This is a genomic window from Luteococcus sp., assembly GCF_043424415.1.
Lineage (GTDB): Bacteria > Actinomycetota > Actinomycetes > Propionibacteriales > Propionibacteriaceae > Luteococcus.
This window is the reverse complement of sequence record NZ_JBHWOO010000068.1, coordinates 1-12818: the sequence shown is the minus strand read 5'-3', so window position 1 is coordinate 12818 and position 12818 is coordinate 1. Positions and strand designations below refer to the sequence as shown.

At 71.6% G+C, this 12818-nt stretch carries 10 protein-coding genes; 3 read left to right on the top strand and 7 right to left on the bottom strand.

The genetic code is table 11. The features are described 5' to 3' along the window. Both ACHFFZ_RS03885 and ACHFFZ_RS03880 read right to left on the bottom strand, forming a co-directional pair. The coding region (locus tag ACHFFZ_RS03885; RefSeq protein WP_394275353.1) for a flavin monoamine oxidase family protein at positions 1–1238 on the bottom strand (1238 nt) is incomplete at its 3' end. A gap of 199 nt (positions 1239–1437) precedes the next feature. Continuing rightward, entirely contained in the window at positions 1438–4137 is a 2700-nt protein-coding gene (locus tag ACHFFZ_RS03880; protein WP_394275352.1) for a S8 family serine peptidase, read from the bottom strand. 186 nt (positions 4138–4323) lie between these two features. Here ACHFFZ_RS03880 and ACHFFZ_RS03875 point away from each other — a divergent pair, with 186 nt between their 5' ends. After that, the gene (locus ACHFFZ_RS03875; protein WP_394275351.1) at positions 4324–6012 is read left to right on the top strand and encodes a DUF885 domain-containing protein; all 1689 of its coding nucleotides are present in this window, start codon (positions 4324–4326) and stop codon (positions 6010–6012) included. Between the two features lie 413 nt (positions 6013–6425). Here ACHFFZ_RS03875 and ACHFFZ_RS03870 read toward each other — a convergent pair whose 3' ends face one another. Together ACHFFZ_RS03870 and ACHFFZ_RS03865 are read right to left on the bottom strand one after the other, a co-directional pair. Then, on the bottom strand, positions 6426–6788 hold the full coding sequence (locus ACHFFZ_RS03870; protein WP_394275350.1) for a hypothetical protein: 363 nt from the start codon (positions 6786–6788) through the stop codon (positions 6426–6428). 79 nt (positions 6789–6867) lie between these two features. Continuing rightward, entirely contained in the window at positions 6868–7794 is a 927-nt protein-coding gene (locus ACHFFZ_RS03865) for an alpha/beta hydrolase (protein ID WP_394275349.1), read from the bottom strand. A 150-nt stretch (positions 7795–7944) separates the two neighbouring features. Here ACHFFZ_RS03865 and ACHFFZ_RS03860 point away from each other — a divergent pair, with 150 nt between their 5' ends. Then, on the top strand, positions 7945–8958 hold the full coding sequence (locus tag ACHFFZ_RS03860) for a Gfo/Idh/MocA family protein (RefSeq protein WP_394275348.1): 1014 nt from the start codon (positions 7945–7947) through the stop codon (positions 8956–8958). 64 nt (positions 8959–9022) lie between these two features. Then, on the top strand, positions 9023–9997 hold the full coding sequence (locus ACHFFZ_RS03855; RefSeq protein ID WP_394275347.1) for an ROK family glucokinase: 975 nt from the start codon (positions 9023–9025) through the stop codon (positions 9995–9997). A gap of 70 nt (positions 9998–10067) precedes the next feature. On the opposite strand, the gene ACHFFZ_RS03850 is transcribed toward ACHFFZ_RS03855, so the two are convergent. The 3 genes from ACHFFZ_RS03850 to ACHFFZ_RS03840 all read right to left on the bottom strand — a co-directional run bounded on the left by ACHFFZ_RS03850 (position 10068) and on the right by ACHFFZ_RS03840 (position 12691). Further along, entirely contained in the window at positions 10068–10745 is a 678-nt protein-coding gene (locus ACHFFZ_RS03850) for a response regulator (protein ID WP_394275346.1), read from the bottom strand. Then, positions 10742–11983 (bottom strand): sensor histidine kinase, encoded by a 1242-nt coding sequence (locus ACHFFZ_RS03845; protein WP_394275345.1) that lies wholly within the window; start codon positions 11981–11983, stop codon positions 10742–10744. Before ACHFFZ_RS03845 ends, ACHFFZ_RS03850 begins: the two co-directional genes overlap by 4 nt. Positions 11984–12112: 129 nt before the next feature. Continuing rightward, positions 12113–12691 (bottom strand): DUF2382 domain-containing protein, encoded by a 579-nt coding sequence (locus ACHFFZ_RS03840; protein ID WP_394275344.1) that lies wholly within the window; start codon positions 12689–12691, stop codon positions 12113–12115. Between the last annotated feature and the right edge of the window lie 127 nt (positions 12692–12818).

Sequence of the window (12818 nt, the reverse complement as noted above, 5' to 3'; positions counted from 1 at the left end):
CGGCCCTCCGAGGCGGCCAGCGTCGGGCCGTTGACGCCCCACACACCGGGCGCGAAGTGGGCGCCGTGGCAGCCGCCGGTGAACTCCTCGCCGGTCCAGTCGCGGTCCACGTAGCCGATCGCGGCGGGGTGCTCGTCGCCGAAGGCGGCCTTGACCGTCTCCTCCATGGCCCGCTGGCGCAGGAAACCGGAGCGACGGCTCATGCCCGAGGCCTCGCCACCCTCGAAGAAGCCCATCAGCACGCCGTGGCCGTCGGCATCGTCGGAATTGTCCATGATCACGCGCATCGCGCCGGCGTCGGAGCCCAGCTGACCCGACAGGCCCGCGCGACGCCACCATGGCGTCTCGTAGACCAGCGCGGCCTTGATCACATTGCCGGCCGGGATCTGCTCGGTGGCCTCAGCCCGCCACTGCGGCAGGGCGGGCTGGATGTCCAGCTTCTGCACCAGGCGCGGCGGCAGGGTGAGGACCACCTCGCCGGCCTGGACGGTGGAGCCATCGGCCAGGGTCAGCTCGACGTGGTCCTTGGCCTGAACCAGGCGCCGCACCGGGCTGGACAGGCGCACCCGCGCGCCCAGGGACTCGGCCAGCCGGTCACAGACCTGCACGATGCCGCCGGCCACGCGCTGCTGGCGAAGACCGCCATTGGCCGAGACCAGGGCCTCCAGGTCCAGTCCGTCGTTGACGCTGCGCAGGGCCTCGTTGAGGGGCACCTCGCCGCTGGTGCGGCCGGTGGCGCTCTCGTAGAGCTTCTCGAACCAGACCCGCGCGCCGGGGGTGCGCAGGTTCGTCTGGCCCCAGGTCTCGATCGTCTGGGCCAGCCACTTGTCGTTGGCATCGCGCCAGGCAGCATCCTTGGCGACGCGCTCGGCCAGGCGACGGAAACGCATCAGCCCCTGGCCCAGGTCGGCCATCTCGAAGGGCGACAGGTGGTCCTCGATGTCGCTGCTGGTGGGCACCGTGCGCGAGAGCCCGGCCACCCGCACCACGCCGGCCCCCTCTGCGGGGTCGAGCAGCTTGAGCTGCATGTCGTCGACCAGTTCGCGCATCCGCTCGTGGCTCGGCGAGATCCACTGCCCACCCATCTCGAGCACGGCCCCCTCGACGGTGACGTTCTCCAGCCGGCCGCCCACACGGTCACGGGCCTCCAGGACGACGACATCGCGTCCGGCCTCGGCGAGACGGGTGGCGGCGACAAGGCCGGCAAGGCCAGCTCCGACCACGACGTAGTCGAGCATGGGGACCTCCTGGGGGTCTGGTCAAGCATTCAATCTGGCCCTTGCACTCTACCCAGTGCCGACGCTCCCCCACCGCCCCACCCCCGGCCAGTGGCACGCCCGGATCCGGGTCGCCCGCACGACGAGGACAGGGCCCCACCCGTGCGGATGGGGCCCTGTTGAACCAGTGGGCTCCTGTCAGCCGGCCCACGCTGATGGCTCAGGAGCGGGCACGCTCCATCATCATCGGGTCGACCGGGTTGGTGGCCGGGTCGGCCTTGGCACCGTCGTCGAACCGGGCGGTGAAGGCCGGGCTGGTCCAGGTCTGCCAGTCGGCGGCGACCTCGGCCTTGCCCAGAGCCCTCAGCGCGCGCAGTTCGAAGACGTAGTCACCCTTCGAGGCCCGCGCCAGGTAGGAGGTGGCATCGGTGGTCAGGTAGGTGCCGTCCCACTCCACGTGCAGGGGGCCGGGCTCACGCCCGTTCTTGTCGGCCTGCATCACCGTGCCCAGCAGCTCGCCCTTGCCACCGTCGGGAGTGGCGCGGTGCACCAGGATCTCGAAGCGCTCGGTGGGGTACTCCAGGCGGAAGACCGCCATCGGACGGTCGCCCTCCTTCATCGAGTAGGACAGCTCGGTGCCATCGACGCACTGCGGCTTCTTGTCCACCAGGGTGCCCAGGCAGGGCTGGGTGCCGTCGGGGGCATTGAGCACGTCGACTCGCTGGTAGTCACCGGCCATGCCGGCATAGGGCACCGACAGCGTGGTGCCGGTGGCCGACTTCGCCGTGATCCAGCCACCGTAGAGGTAGCCATTGGGGGCATCGGCCGGGGCGCCGATCGTCACCTTCACCGCTGCGGTGCCGCGGGGCGGGACGACCACGCGCTTGGGCATGGTCACCGTCGCCTCGTGCACGTCGAACTGCGGGTCACTGGTGCCCACGGCCCCCACCGAGCCCTCGTGCGAGAGCTGGTAGACGGCAGGACGCGGGGACTGGTTGCGCAGCGTCAGGATCGTGGTGACGGGCTTGGCCCGCTGCTCGCCCAGGCTGACCGACGAGGGGCTGATGCGCTGCAGCGTGCCCACGGCGCGATCCACCTGGATCATGCCGGCACCCTGGCGCAGCACCGACTCCTTCAGGCCCAGGTCGGGTGCCAGGGCGAACAGGGCGTCGTGGTCGGCGGTGTTCTGCAGCAGCGTCTGCACCTGCCGCGGGCGGCCCTTCAGCTCGGGCCGCGCCTGCATCAGCTGCGCGACGGCACCGGCCACGTGTGGGGTGGCCATTGAGGTGCCCGACAGGGAGCTGTAGGCCCCCTTCTCGAGCGGGTAGGTGGACCAGATGTTGCCGCCGGGAGCGCCCAGGTCGGGCTTGAGGACCAGGTCGGCGGTCATGCCCCAGCTGGAGAAGCTGGAGATGCGTCCGGCATTGGGGTCCTCGCTGGCGACGGTGCGCTCGGTCCACGTCAGCGTCTGGCCCTGGCCCGCGGCCACCAGCGCCTCGCCGTCGGTCTGGCTGAGCATGACCACCGGGATGGTGATCGGTTCGTCGCCCCTGGTCGAGGGGGTCAGGGACCCGGGCTGGTTGTTGTAGAGGATGACGGCCACGGCCCCGGCCTTCTGGGCGGCCAGGGACTTCTCGTGGAAGCTGCACTCACCGCGCTGGATGAGCACCGCCTTGCCCTTGACTGCGGCATTCATCGTCTCGTCCCAGGGCGGGCAGCCCTTGGCCTGGGGGCTTGCGGGAGCGCCGAGGGAGACCAGCTCCATCGTCCCCTGGCGCGGCACCGGGACTGCGTCGGCGTCCTGGTAGCCGAAGTCCTTGCCGCCGACGGAGAAGGCCCGGCGGGTGACGTGGGTGTTGTCGAAGCTGGCCACCGAGATGACCTTCTTCGAGACGCTGGGGGCGCCGCTGGAGAAGCTGCCGTCCTCGCCGGAGTTGCCGGCGGCCACCACGACGGTGACGCCGGAGTCGGTCAGGGCGTCGGCGGCGACGGCGGTCGGGTAGTCGCGCCAGGTCATGAAGGAGGCGCCCAGGCTCATGTTGACCACGTCCATGCCGTCGGCCTGGGCGCGTTCCATGGCGGCCATGATGATCTCGGAGCTGGAGCTGCCCTCGCAGCCGAAGATGCGGTAGGCACCGAAGGTCACCTTCGGGGCGACGCCCTTGACGCCCTGGGCCGACGGGTTGCCGTCGCCGCCGATGATGCCGGCGACGTGGGTGCCGTGGCCGCCGCAGTCGTCGGGAACCGGGTCGGGCACCGGGACCGAGCCGTCCGCGTCGGCGTCGTAGGCGTCGCCGACGAAGTCGTGGCCGACAGTGACGCGCTTGGTCGGGAAGCGGGTCATGCCATTGGTGCCGCTGCCGCCCAGGTCGGGGTGGTCGATGTCGATGCCGGAGTCGATGACGCCGACCTTGATCCCTTCACCGTCCAGGCCGAGGTCGTCACGGGCGACGGCGGCACCGGTCAGGTTGACGGCGGTGGCCATCGCGGGCTTGCTGGTGCCGGCGGGTTCGACGGGACGCCCCACCGAGACCACGGGGTAGATGCCGGTGACACCGGCCACGCCGGCGAGCTTGCGGGCCTGCTTGGCGTCCATCGTGACGGCCATGCCGTTGAAGGTGCGCGAGAAGCTGCGCTGCTGCGTCAGGCGCACACCCTTGCGCTTGGCGGCATCGACCACCTTCTTCTGCGTCTTGGTGGCTGCGGTGGTGCTGCCACCCGCGACGACGGGAGCTCCTTCGACCTTGACCAGCCAGCGGTTCTTGACCACCTGGCCGGTGTGGTCGTTCTCGGCGAGCCGGATGTAGTCCGACAACCGTCCCAGGTCGCGGTCCTGGGCGTGGGCGGGTGCGACGGTGCACAGGCCCGACACGGCCAGTGCCGTGGCTGCGAGCCCCGACACCATCCTCTTGTGCTGCATGTGTGATCCTCCAGGGGGTGGGGTGGCCCGCGGCACGTCTGCGGGCCCTCTCGGCAACCTAGTGCACGGGCATGGTCCTGCACCATGGTGGAGCGTCACCATTTCTTTCTGGGGCTGGGACGGGCACGTGGGCGGCTTGGCGCGAGCCGCTCGGAGTCTTGGCCGGACTGTGTCTAGGCTGGCCCCATGAGCCAGCCGCAGCGCCCCCGCACCGCCATCGACGAGATCGCCGACGACCACTTCGAACGCTCGGTGCAGCTCAGCCCGCTGGCGCTGACCGCGCTGGGCCGCCCGCAGCGGCAGGACGAGCTGGACGACTTCTCCCCCGCCGGGATGGGGGCCCTCGACGAGCTGAACCGGGAGACGCTGGCGCGCCTGGCGCAGGCCGAGTGCGTCGACGTCACCGACAAGGTGACCGTCGCTGCGATGCGCGAGCGGCTGGGCCTGGCCATCGCCAGCCACGAGCGCGGCCACGACCTGGCCAGCATCAACACGATCACCTCGGGCCTGCACGCCATCCGCGAGGGCTTCGACCTGATGCCGACCCAGACCCCGGAGCACTGGCACGACATCGCCGCCCGCCTGCGCGCAGTGCCCACCGCGGTGGTCACCTGGTTCATCTCGCAGCACCTGGCCGTCGAGATGGGCATCCGCCCCGCCCGCCGCCAGGTGGAGGGGCTGGCCACGGCCGTGGAGCAGTGGACCGCCGAGGGTGACTTCCTGGACCAGCTGCGCGCCCGCACCGCCGGCCAGACCGACGAGGTGGCCAGCGACGTGGCCCGCTCGATCGAGGTGGCCCGGCGCGGCTTCCGCCAGGCGGCGGAGCGTCTTCGCCGTGAGTTCGCCCCGCTGGCCATCGAGCAGGACGGGGTGGGCATCGAACGCTACCGCCTGTGCTCGCAGAACTTCCTCGGAACGCAGGTGGACCTGCAGGAGACCTACCGCTGGGGACTGGCGGAGGTGCAGCGCATCCTGGAGCTGGAGCAGGCCACCGCCGAGCGGATCCGTCCGGGCGCCAGTGTGCGCGAGGCCGTCGAGCTGCTGGATGCCGACGAGCGCTACCGGCTGCACGGCACCGAGGAGCTGCAGCGCTGGATGCAGCAGCGTGCCGATGCCGCGGTGGAGGCGATGGACGCCCACTTCGACATCCCCGAGCCGATGCGCCGCATCGAGTGCTGCATCGCCCCCACCCGCGACGGCGGCATCTACTACACCGGCCCGAGCGAGGACTTCTCCCGCCCCGGGCGCATGTGGTGGTCGGTGCCCAGCGGGGTGGAGGTCTTCACCACCTGGCGTGAGCTCACCACGGTGCACCACGAGGGCATCCCGGGCCACCACCTGCAAATCGGCCAGACCTCCTTCAACAGCGCGATGCTCAACTCGTGGCGCCGTCACGGCTGCTGGGTGTCCGGCCATGGCGAGGGCTGGGCGCTGTACTCGGAGTGGCTGATGGCCGACCTGGGCTTCCTGGACGATCCGGGCGACTTCATGGGCCTGCTGGATGCCCAGATGCTGCGGGCGGTGCGCGTGGTGGTCGACATCGGCCTGCACTGCGCCGACGAGCCCGGCTTCGAGGCCCCGGAACTGGTGGGCGGCGGCCGCTGGGACTTCGACAAGATGGAGCGCTACTTCAAGCACCACATCCTGATGGACGAGGGCAGCTGTGACTTCGAGCTGAGCCGCTATGCGGGCTGGCCGGGCCAGGCACCCAGCTACAAGGTGGGCGAGCGGCTGTGGCTGGAGCTGCGCGAGGAGGTGAAGGCCGCCCGCGGTGAGGACTTCGACCTGAAGGACTTCCACCGCACGGCCCTGGACCTGGGCGGGCTCGGTCTGGACGTGCTGCGCGCCGCCGTGTTGGACCTTTCGGGGGTCTGAGCCGGGGATCTCGGGCTCTGGTGCGCCAGCCCTGCGACTTGTTCCGGGGGCCCCGTCCAGAAACAACATCCACAGCAGCCCTGACTGCGGCATGTGCAGTGAGAGCTCTCCACGATGTGGTTTGTGGATGGGGGGCGCCGGCTCCGCCGCCCGGGCATGGAGAAACCCGCGGGGTGCACCATTCGTGCCCCAGGCTGGACGACGGCCTGGCCCCGCGGGTTCCGGTGGCTCGTGTGGATTGCCACGCGTCCCGTTGCCGGTCGGGCTCGCTCAGGCGCGAGCCACCTCACATGTCCCTTGGTCATTCATCGGTCAGGACCACCTCCTTCCTTGTGTGGCACCAGTCTGCGACGGGCACACCAGGGGCGGCAACCGATTTTCCGTGAGTCGCGCGATCGCGGCGACGGCCGGACTCAGGCCTTGCGGTCGACCAGAGCCCAGCTGGCGGCGGCGGTCACGGCGGCGACGCTGAAGACGCTCGGCCAGGCGCCGATCTTCTTGGCCAGCGGGTGGGAGCCGCCGAAGGCCGCCAGGTAGAGGGCGCTGAGGGCGGCCGTGGTGGGGGCGCCCTGCTGCTTCCACTTCAGGCCGGAGCAGACGCCGGCGGCAGCCAGCACGGCGCCGCCGAGCGGACGATTCTTCGTGTAGCGGGCGACGGCGAAGCCGCCGACCAGGCCAAAGGCGCTCGTGGCAGCGCTGGGCACCGAGCGGCAGGGGCAGCTCGTCGAGCCGGTGAGTCGGGAACAGGGGCAGGGGGACTTCTTCGTGCATGCCATGCCCCGAGCCTAACCCCGCCCGGCCGGCGCCGGGTGGGCCGTGTGCCGTGACGGCCGATGATCAGCCCAGGCCGCATGGTCAGCCCAGGCCGCGCGGGCCCCGGGGGCGCGGTTCGGGCAGGGCGGCGATGTGCTCGGCCACCTTCTGCACCACCTCCTTGTCCCAGATGACGGCGCGATGCCCCAGGCCCTCGGTGCGCACCAGCTCGGCGCCGGGCCACAGCTCGCACAGCCGCTCCCCCTCGGCGAAGGGCGAATCGGGGTCGAGGAGGTCGTGCACCACCAGCAGACCGGGCAGCATGTCCTGCTCGGCCAGGCGGCGCACGTCGCGGGTCAAGTCGAAGCCGGCGAGGTCGAGGCCCAGGTCGTCGAGGACCTTGCCGGTCATCAGTTCGCGGGTGCGCGGCCCCATGCCGACGGCACCGGCGAACCAGTCCAGGGCGGGTTCGAGCCGCACGTCGGGGGCGAAGAAGACGAACTGCCCGCCCAGGTCGCGCTGCCGCATCGCCCGTAGGGTGGCCATGGCGGCGATGGAGTGGGCCAGCACCAGCGAGGGGGTGCCCATCTGGTCCACGACGTCGACCAGGGCCTGGGTGAGCTCGAGCACCGAGCTGCGCCCCTGGCCGAGGTGGGAGTGGGTGGAGCGGCCGTGGCTGGGGGCGTCCCAGGCCACCACCCGGTAGCCGGCCTCGACCAGTGCGGGGATGTGGGCCGCCAGCTGCTGCCAGTGGCCGCCCCAGCCGTGCACGAGCAGGGCCAGCGGTCCCTTCTCGGGGCCGAAGGACTGGCCGCTGATCTCGCTGCTGCCGCTCATCAGGAAGAAGGGGGCGCCTCCGGAGGGGGTGACGCGGGCGGCGCGGGAGGTGGGGGCCAGCGGCGGGACGGCGAACCACAGCTTCTCGGCGAGCACGGCGGCCCGGGCCGGGGCGGTGCGTTCCAGCACCTGGAGGGTGAGGCGCAGTGTGCGCGGGGCCCTCGTGCTGCGTGGACCGTTCCCGTGGGCCATGGCGTCCTGCCTTTCCGCGTCCTGGCGACGCGTCGCTCGCGTCACCCCCGACAGGCCCGCTCGCCCTAGGCTAGGACAGGCGCCGCGGGCACGGGAAGTCTCGTCCAGGAGTGGATGCGAGCCCCGGCCACACCCCGCCACCGTGGCCGGGTGCGCACCACGGGAGGCACCATGATCCGTTTCGGCAGCATCGGCACCAGTTCCATCGTGGAGCTCTTCGGCACGGGCGTGGAGCAGGCCGAGGGGGTCAGCTGGACGGTGGCCTGTTCCCGCGACCGGGCCCGGGCCGAGCTGTTGGGCTCGCCCCAGGGGGCCCGCGCCGTGGAGGGGATCGACGAGCTGGCCGCGGCCGGGGACGTCGATGCCGTCTACGTCGCCAGCCCCAATGCGCTGCACCACCAGCAGGCGCGCACCCTGCTGGAGGCCGGCAAGCACGTGCTGATGGAGAAGTCGGCCTGTGTCACCTCCGGGCAGTGGGGCGAGTTGGTGGAGCTGGCGCACGCGCGCGGCCTGGTGCTGCTGGAATCGGTGCGGGCCCTCCACGAGCCGGTCTGGCAGACGATCACCGGCCACCTCGACGAGCTGGGCCCGATCCGCCAGGTGGAGCTGCACCTGGCGCAGCGTTCGCGGCGCTATGACAACTACCTGGCCGGGGTGGTGGAGAACATCTTCCGTCCCGAGATGGGCGCCGGTGCCCTGATGGACCTGGGCGTCTACTGCACCTCGGTGCTGGTGCACCTGCTGGGCGCGCCGACCAGGGTCCAGGCCTCCAGCATCGCCCTGTCGAACGGGATCGACGGCGCCACCACCCTGCTCAACGAGCACGACGGCTTCACCAGCACCATCACCGCCTCCAAGGTCTCCAGCAATCCGGCGCCGAGCGTGGTGGCCGGCGAGGATGCGTCGCTGGTGCTCGACCGGGTCGACGACCCGCACCACCTCTGGCTGCACCGCGGCGCCGAGGTGGTCGAGCTCGAGGTGGACAAGCGGCTGTCGCAGCAGGCGTACGTGCTGTCCGCCTTCGCCCGCATGGTCGCAGACCCACAGCTGGCCGAGCCCTTCCAGCGCACCACCCTGGAGGTGCTGCGGGTGCACGAGCAGGCCCGTCGCCAGACCGGGCTGGTGCTGCCGGGTGATCCGGGCTGGCAGGGGGCCTGGGCCTGACGGTGCCGCTCCACTAGGCTGGCTGTGTCCGGACTGCCGGGCACCGAGCGAGGGGAAGGGCACCATGTCACTGGCCATCGGGTCACGGGCCATCGGGTCACTGGCCATCGGGGTCGACGTCGGCGGGACCAAGATCGCTGCCGGGGTCGTGGACGAGCAGGGTCGCATCGTCGCCCAGCTGCGCGAACCCACCCCCGCCGGGGACCCGGCCGAGATCGCCCGCGTCATCTCCACGATGGCCCGCTCACTGGCCGACGAGCACGGCGCCACCACCATCGGCATCGGCGCCGCCGGCTTCGTCGACCAGGACCGCAGCCGCGTCATCTTCGCCCCCAACCTGGCCTGGCGCGACGAACCGCTGCAGGACCTGGTGCAGCAGGCCACCGGACTTCCCACCGTGGTGGAGAACGACGCCAATGCCGCCGGCTGGGCCGAGAGCCGCTTCGGTGCCGCCCGCGATGCCCGCTCGGCGCTGGTGCTGACCATCGGCACCGGCATCGGCGGCGCGATCATCACCGACGACCGCCTGGTGCGCGGCGCCAATGGTTTCGCCGGGGAGCTGGGCCACTTCATCATCCGGCCCGACGGCCGGCGTTGCGGCTGTGGGCTGCGCGGCTGCTGGGAGCGCTACGGCTCGGGCAGTGCCCTGGTGATGGAGGCCCGCGAGCTGGCCGGGCTGGACGCACGGCTGGGGGCGCGGCTGCTGGAGCTGGCCGACGACGACCCGCGCGAGATCACCGGCCTGCACGTCACCCAGGCCGCGCAGGAGGGGGATGTCGCCGCCCTGGACTGCTTCACCACCCTGGGCACCTGGATCGGGCGCGGCATGGCCGTGCTGGCTGCCGTGCTCGACCCGGAGGTCTTCGTGCTGGCCGGCGGGGTGAGCGAGACGGGAGACCTGCTGCGCGCCCCGGCCCAGCGCGCCTTCCGCCAGTCACTGACGGCCCGCAGGCACCGGCCCGAACCGCGGGTCGAGGTGGCGAGCCTGGGCAATGACGCGGGCCTGATCGGTGCCGCCGACCTGTCCCGTCTGGGCTAGCCAGGAGCCGTCTGGGCCAGCCAGGAGCCGTCTGGGCTGCCCCTCTGGGCCGGACCCGGTCGGGCGGGCGTCAGCGCAGGGCGTCGTGCACCACCAGCGCGGCCTGCACCCGGTTCTCGGCACCCAGCTTGGCCAGGATGCTGGAGACGTGGGCCTTGACCGTCGGCAGCGAAAGCTTCATCTGGGCGGCGATCTCGGCATTGGCCAGGCCGTCGGCCAGCGCATCGGCCACCTCACGCTCGCGGGCGGTGAGCGCCTCGAGGCGACGGCGGGCGTCGCGGGCCTGGCCGTTGTCGCGGCCGGTGCCGGCGGCCCGGTCCATCACTTGGGAGAGCACCGTCGGTGACAGGGCAGGGTCCCCCGCGGCGACCGACAGCACCGCGTCGATGATCTTGTCGGGCGGGGTGTCCTTGAGGACGAAGCCGGCAGCCCCGGCCCGGATGGCCTCGACGACCAGCTCGTCGGCGTCGAAGGTGGTCAGCACCAGCACCCGCGCCGCGGGGCGGGCGGCCAGCACCTTGCGGGTGGCCTCGATGCCGTCCATCCGCGGCATCCGGATGTCCATCAGCACCACGTCGGCCTGTTCCCTGGCGACGAGCTCGGCGGCCCCCAGTCCGTCGTCGTGCTCGGCGACAACGTCGATCCGGGGACCGCGCAGCATCAGCCGCAGACCCGCACGCACCAGTGGGTCGTCGTCGACGATGATGACGCGCAAGGGTCGGGTGGAGCTGGTGGATGACTCGGTCATGACCCCATCTTGGCATTCCACGGCAGGTGCGCGCGGACCACGAAGTCGGTGTCGGTGCGCGTCGCCTGGAGTTCACCGCCGGCCAGGGCGGCCCGTTCCTGCAGCCCGGCCAGGCCCATCTGCGCGCCGGGGACGGTGCTGGGCGTGTTGCCGAGCGGATTGCTGATGCTGATCAGCAGTCCCCGGGCCGGGTCACCGTCCAGCTGCACCGTCACCGGCAGGCTGCTGGCGTGCTTGCGGGCATTGGTCAGCGCCTCCTGGATGATGCGGTGCGCGTGGCGGGCCGTGGCGGGGCCGATCTCCCCGGCCCGGGGCCAGAACTCGTCGGGCACCTGCAGGGTGATGCTGGCCCCGGCCGACTCCTCCGCGGCCACCAGGGTGGGGACGTCGAGCAGCGAGGGCTGGGGTGGGCTGATCGCCTCGTGCTGCTCGGTGCGCAGCACGCCCAGCACCTCGCGCAGCTCCTCCAGGGCCTGGTGGCTGGCCTCGCGGATCGTCGCGGCGGTCTGCCGGGTCTCCTGGGGGGTCAGGTCGTCCTTGATCTCCAGCACCCCGGCGTGGAGGCTGATCAGGCTGATCTTGTGGGCGAGCACGTCGTGCATCTCGCGGGCGATGCGTGCCCGCTCGGCGGTCTGCGCCTGGGCGACGCGGGCGCTCTGCTCGCGCCGGGCCAGCTCGGCGGCGGTGCGCCAGGAGGCGACCAGCTCGGCCCGCGCTCCCCTGTTCCAGCCGATCGCGGTGAGGATGACGACGAAGAGCAGCTCGAAGGTGAACAGCAGCACCACGTCCGAGACCGAGCCGAGCAGCAGCGGCGTCCCGTCGTCGGCATGGGGGCCCAGCACCAGGTCCGAGACCACCCCGGCCACCATCGAGCCTGCCCCGACGAGGATCACTTCGATCCAGCGCCGACGGGCGCCGATCGCGAGGATGCCCACTGCCAGCGCCGGACCCAGCGAGAAACTCAGGCAGTAGGCGGCCAGCAGGATACCCATCATCAGACGGGTGCGGGAGTGCCGCAGGACGATGAGGGGGGTCACCAGCAGCATCAGTGCGACATCGGTGGCCATGAACAGGTGGGCGATGTTGGGCGCCGGCAGTCCGCGGGCCGTCTCCCAGCTGTACAGCCAGGTGATGGCTCCGAGGAGGTAGCACAGCCCGATCCGCCAGGTGTGGGACAGCACCCGTCGCCACCAGGGCTGCCGGAACTGTGGCAGCGGGGCGGTGGCGGCGGTACTCATGCGCCGGAGTCTAGGCATCCGGGGCGGGGATCTGGTGCTGCAACGGGCTCGGCCCACCGCTCCCGAAGGATGGGGCGGTGGGCCGAAGGTGCCGGGCTGGGCCGGGTGATGGGGCCAGGCGTGCTGGGCTCAGGCGCGCGGCAGGTCGGTGCGCTCGACGGCCATGTCCTCGTCGACCTCGAGGCGCTCACGGGCGACGGTGCCGTCGAAGCTGACCACCGAACGCTGGGTGTCGACCATCAACTCCACCTTCTCGTAGGGCACGGTGTCCACCTCGACGCGCGGCACCTCCTGGTGCAGCACGTAGGTCTCGGCGACGCGGCTGCCGACGGTGTCGGTGGAGCCCCTGATGGTGTTCGGGTGGCCCTGCGGGACGGCATCGGGGTACTCGATGACCAGTTCCTCGCGGCGCACCGGCACGGTGATGGTGCGCTCCTCGGTGACGACGCGGCGGGTCACCTTCACCCGCGCCCACTCGTGGGGGTGCACTTCTGCGACGAGTCGCTCGCCGTGCAGGGTGATCTCGTTGCCGTCGAGCTCGTCGACCTGGACCACCTCGGCGCGGTCGTGGAGGTGGGAGCTGTCGTGGTCGACCTCGACTGCCAGCCGGTCGTCGCGGGCCACGCCCTCCTCGTGGACGATGCGGTCGTCGTGGCTCAGGCGCTCGTCGTGGGTCAGGCGCTCGTCGCGGATGTCGTCGCTGCTCATGTCACTCCTAGGTGCTGTGCCCGTGGTGTCGGACCCTGCTGGTGTCGGACCCTGCTGGTGTCGAACGCTGTGGCGTTGGGTTGATGCTTCCACAGCGGGCGCGCGCCAGTCAGCTCGATTCACGCTG

Bases quoted from the DNA above. Each gene is read 5' to 3' on its own strand.
- ACHFFZ_RS03880 (WP_394275352.1), bottom strand. From the start codon at position 4,137: ATGCAGCACAAGAGGATGGTGTCGGGGCTCGCAGCCACGGCACTGGCC.
- ACHFFZ_RS03875 (WP_394275351.1), top strand. From the start codon at position 4,324: ATGAGCCAGCCGCAGCGCCCCCGCACCGCCATCGACGAGATCGCCGAC.
- ACHFFZ_RS03870 (WP_394275350.1), bottom strand. From the start codon at position 6,788: ATGGCATGCACGAAGAAGTCCCCCTGCCCCTGTTCCCGACTCACCGGC.
- ACHFFZ_RS03865 (WP_394275349.1), bottom strand. From the start codon at position 7,794: ATGGCCCACGGGAACGGTCCACGCAGCACGAGGGCCCCGCGCACACTG.
- ACHFFZ_RS03855 (WP_394275347.1), top strand. From the start codon at position 9,023: ATGTCACTGGCCATCGGGTCACGGGCCATCGGGTCACTGGCCATCGGG.
- ACHFFZ_RS03850 (WP_394275346.1), bottom strand. From the start codon at position 10,745: ATGACCGAGTCATCCACCAGCTCCACCCGACCCTTGCGCGTCATCATC.
- ACHFFZ_RS03845 (WP_394275345.1), bottom strand. From the start codon at position 11,983: ATGAGTACCGCCGCCACCGCCCCGCTGCCACAGTTCCGGCAGCCCTGG.
- ACHFFZ_RS03840 (WP_394275344.1), bottom strand. From the start codon at position 12,691: ATGAGCAGCGACGACATCCGCGACGAGCGCCTGACCCACGACGAGCGC.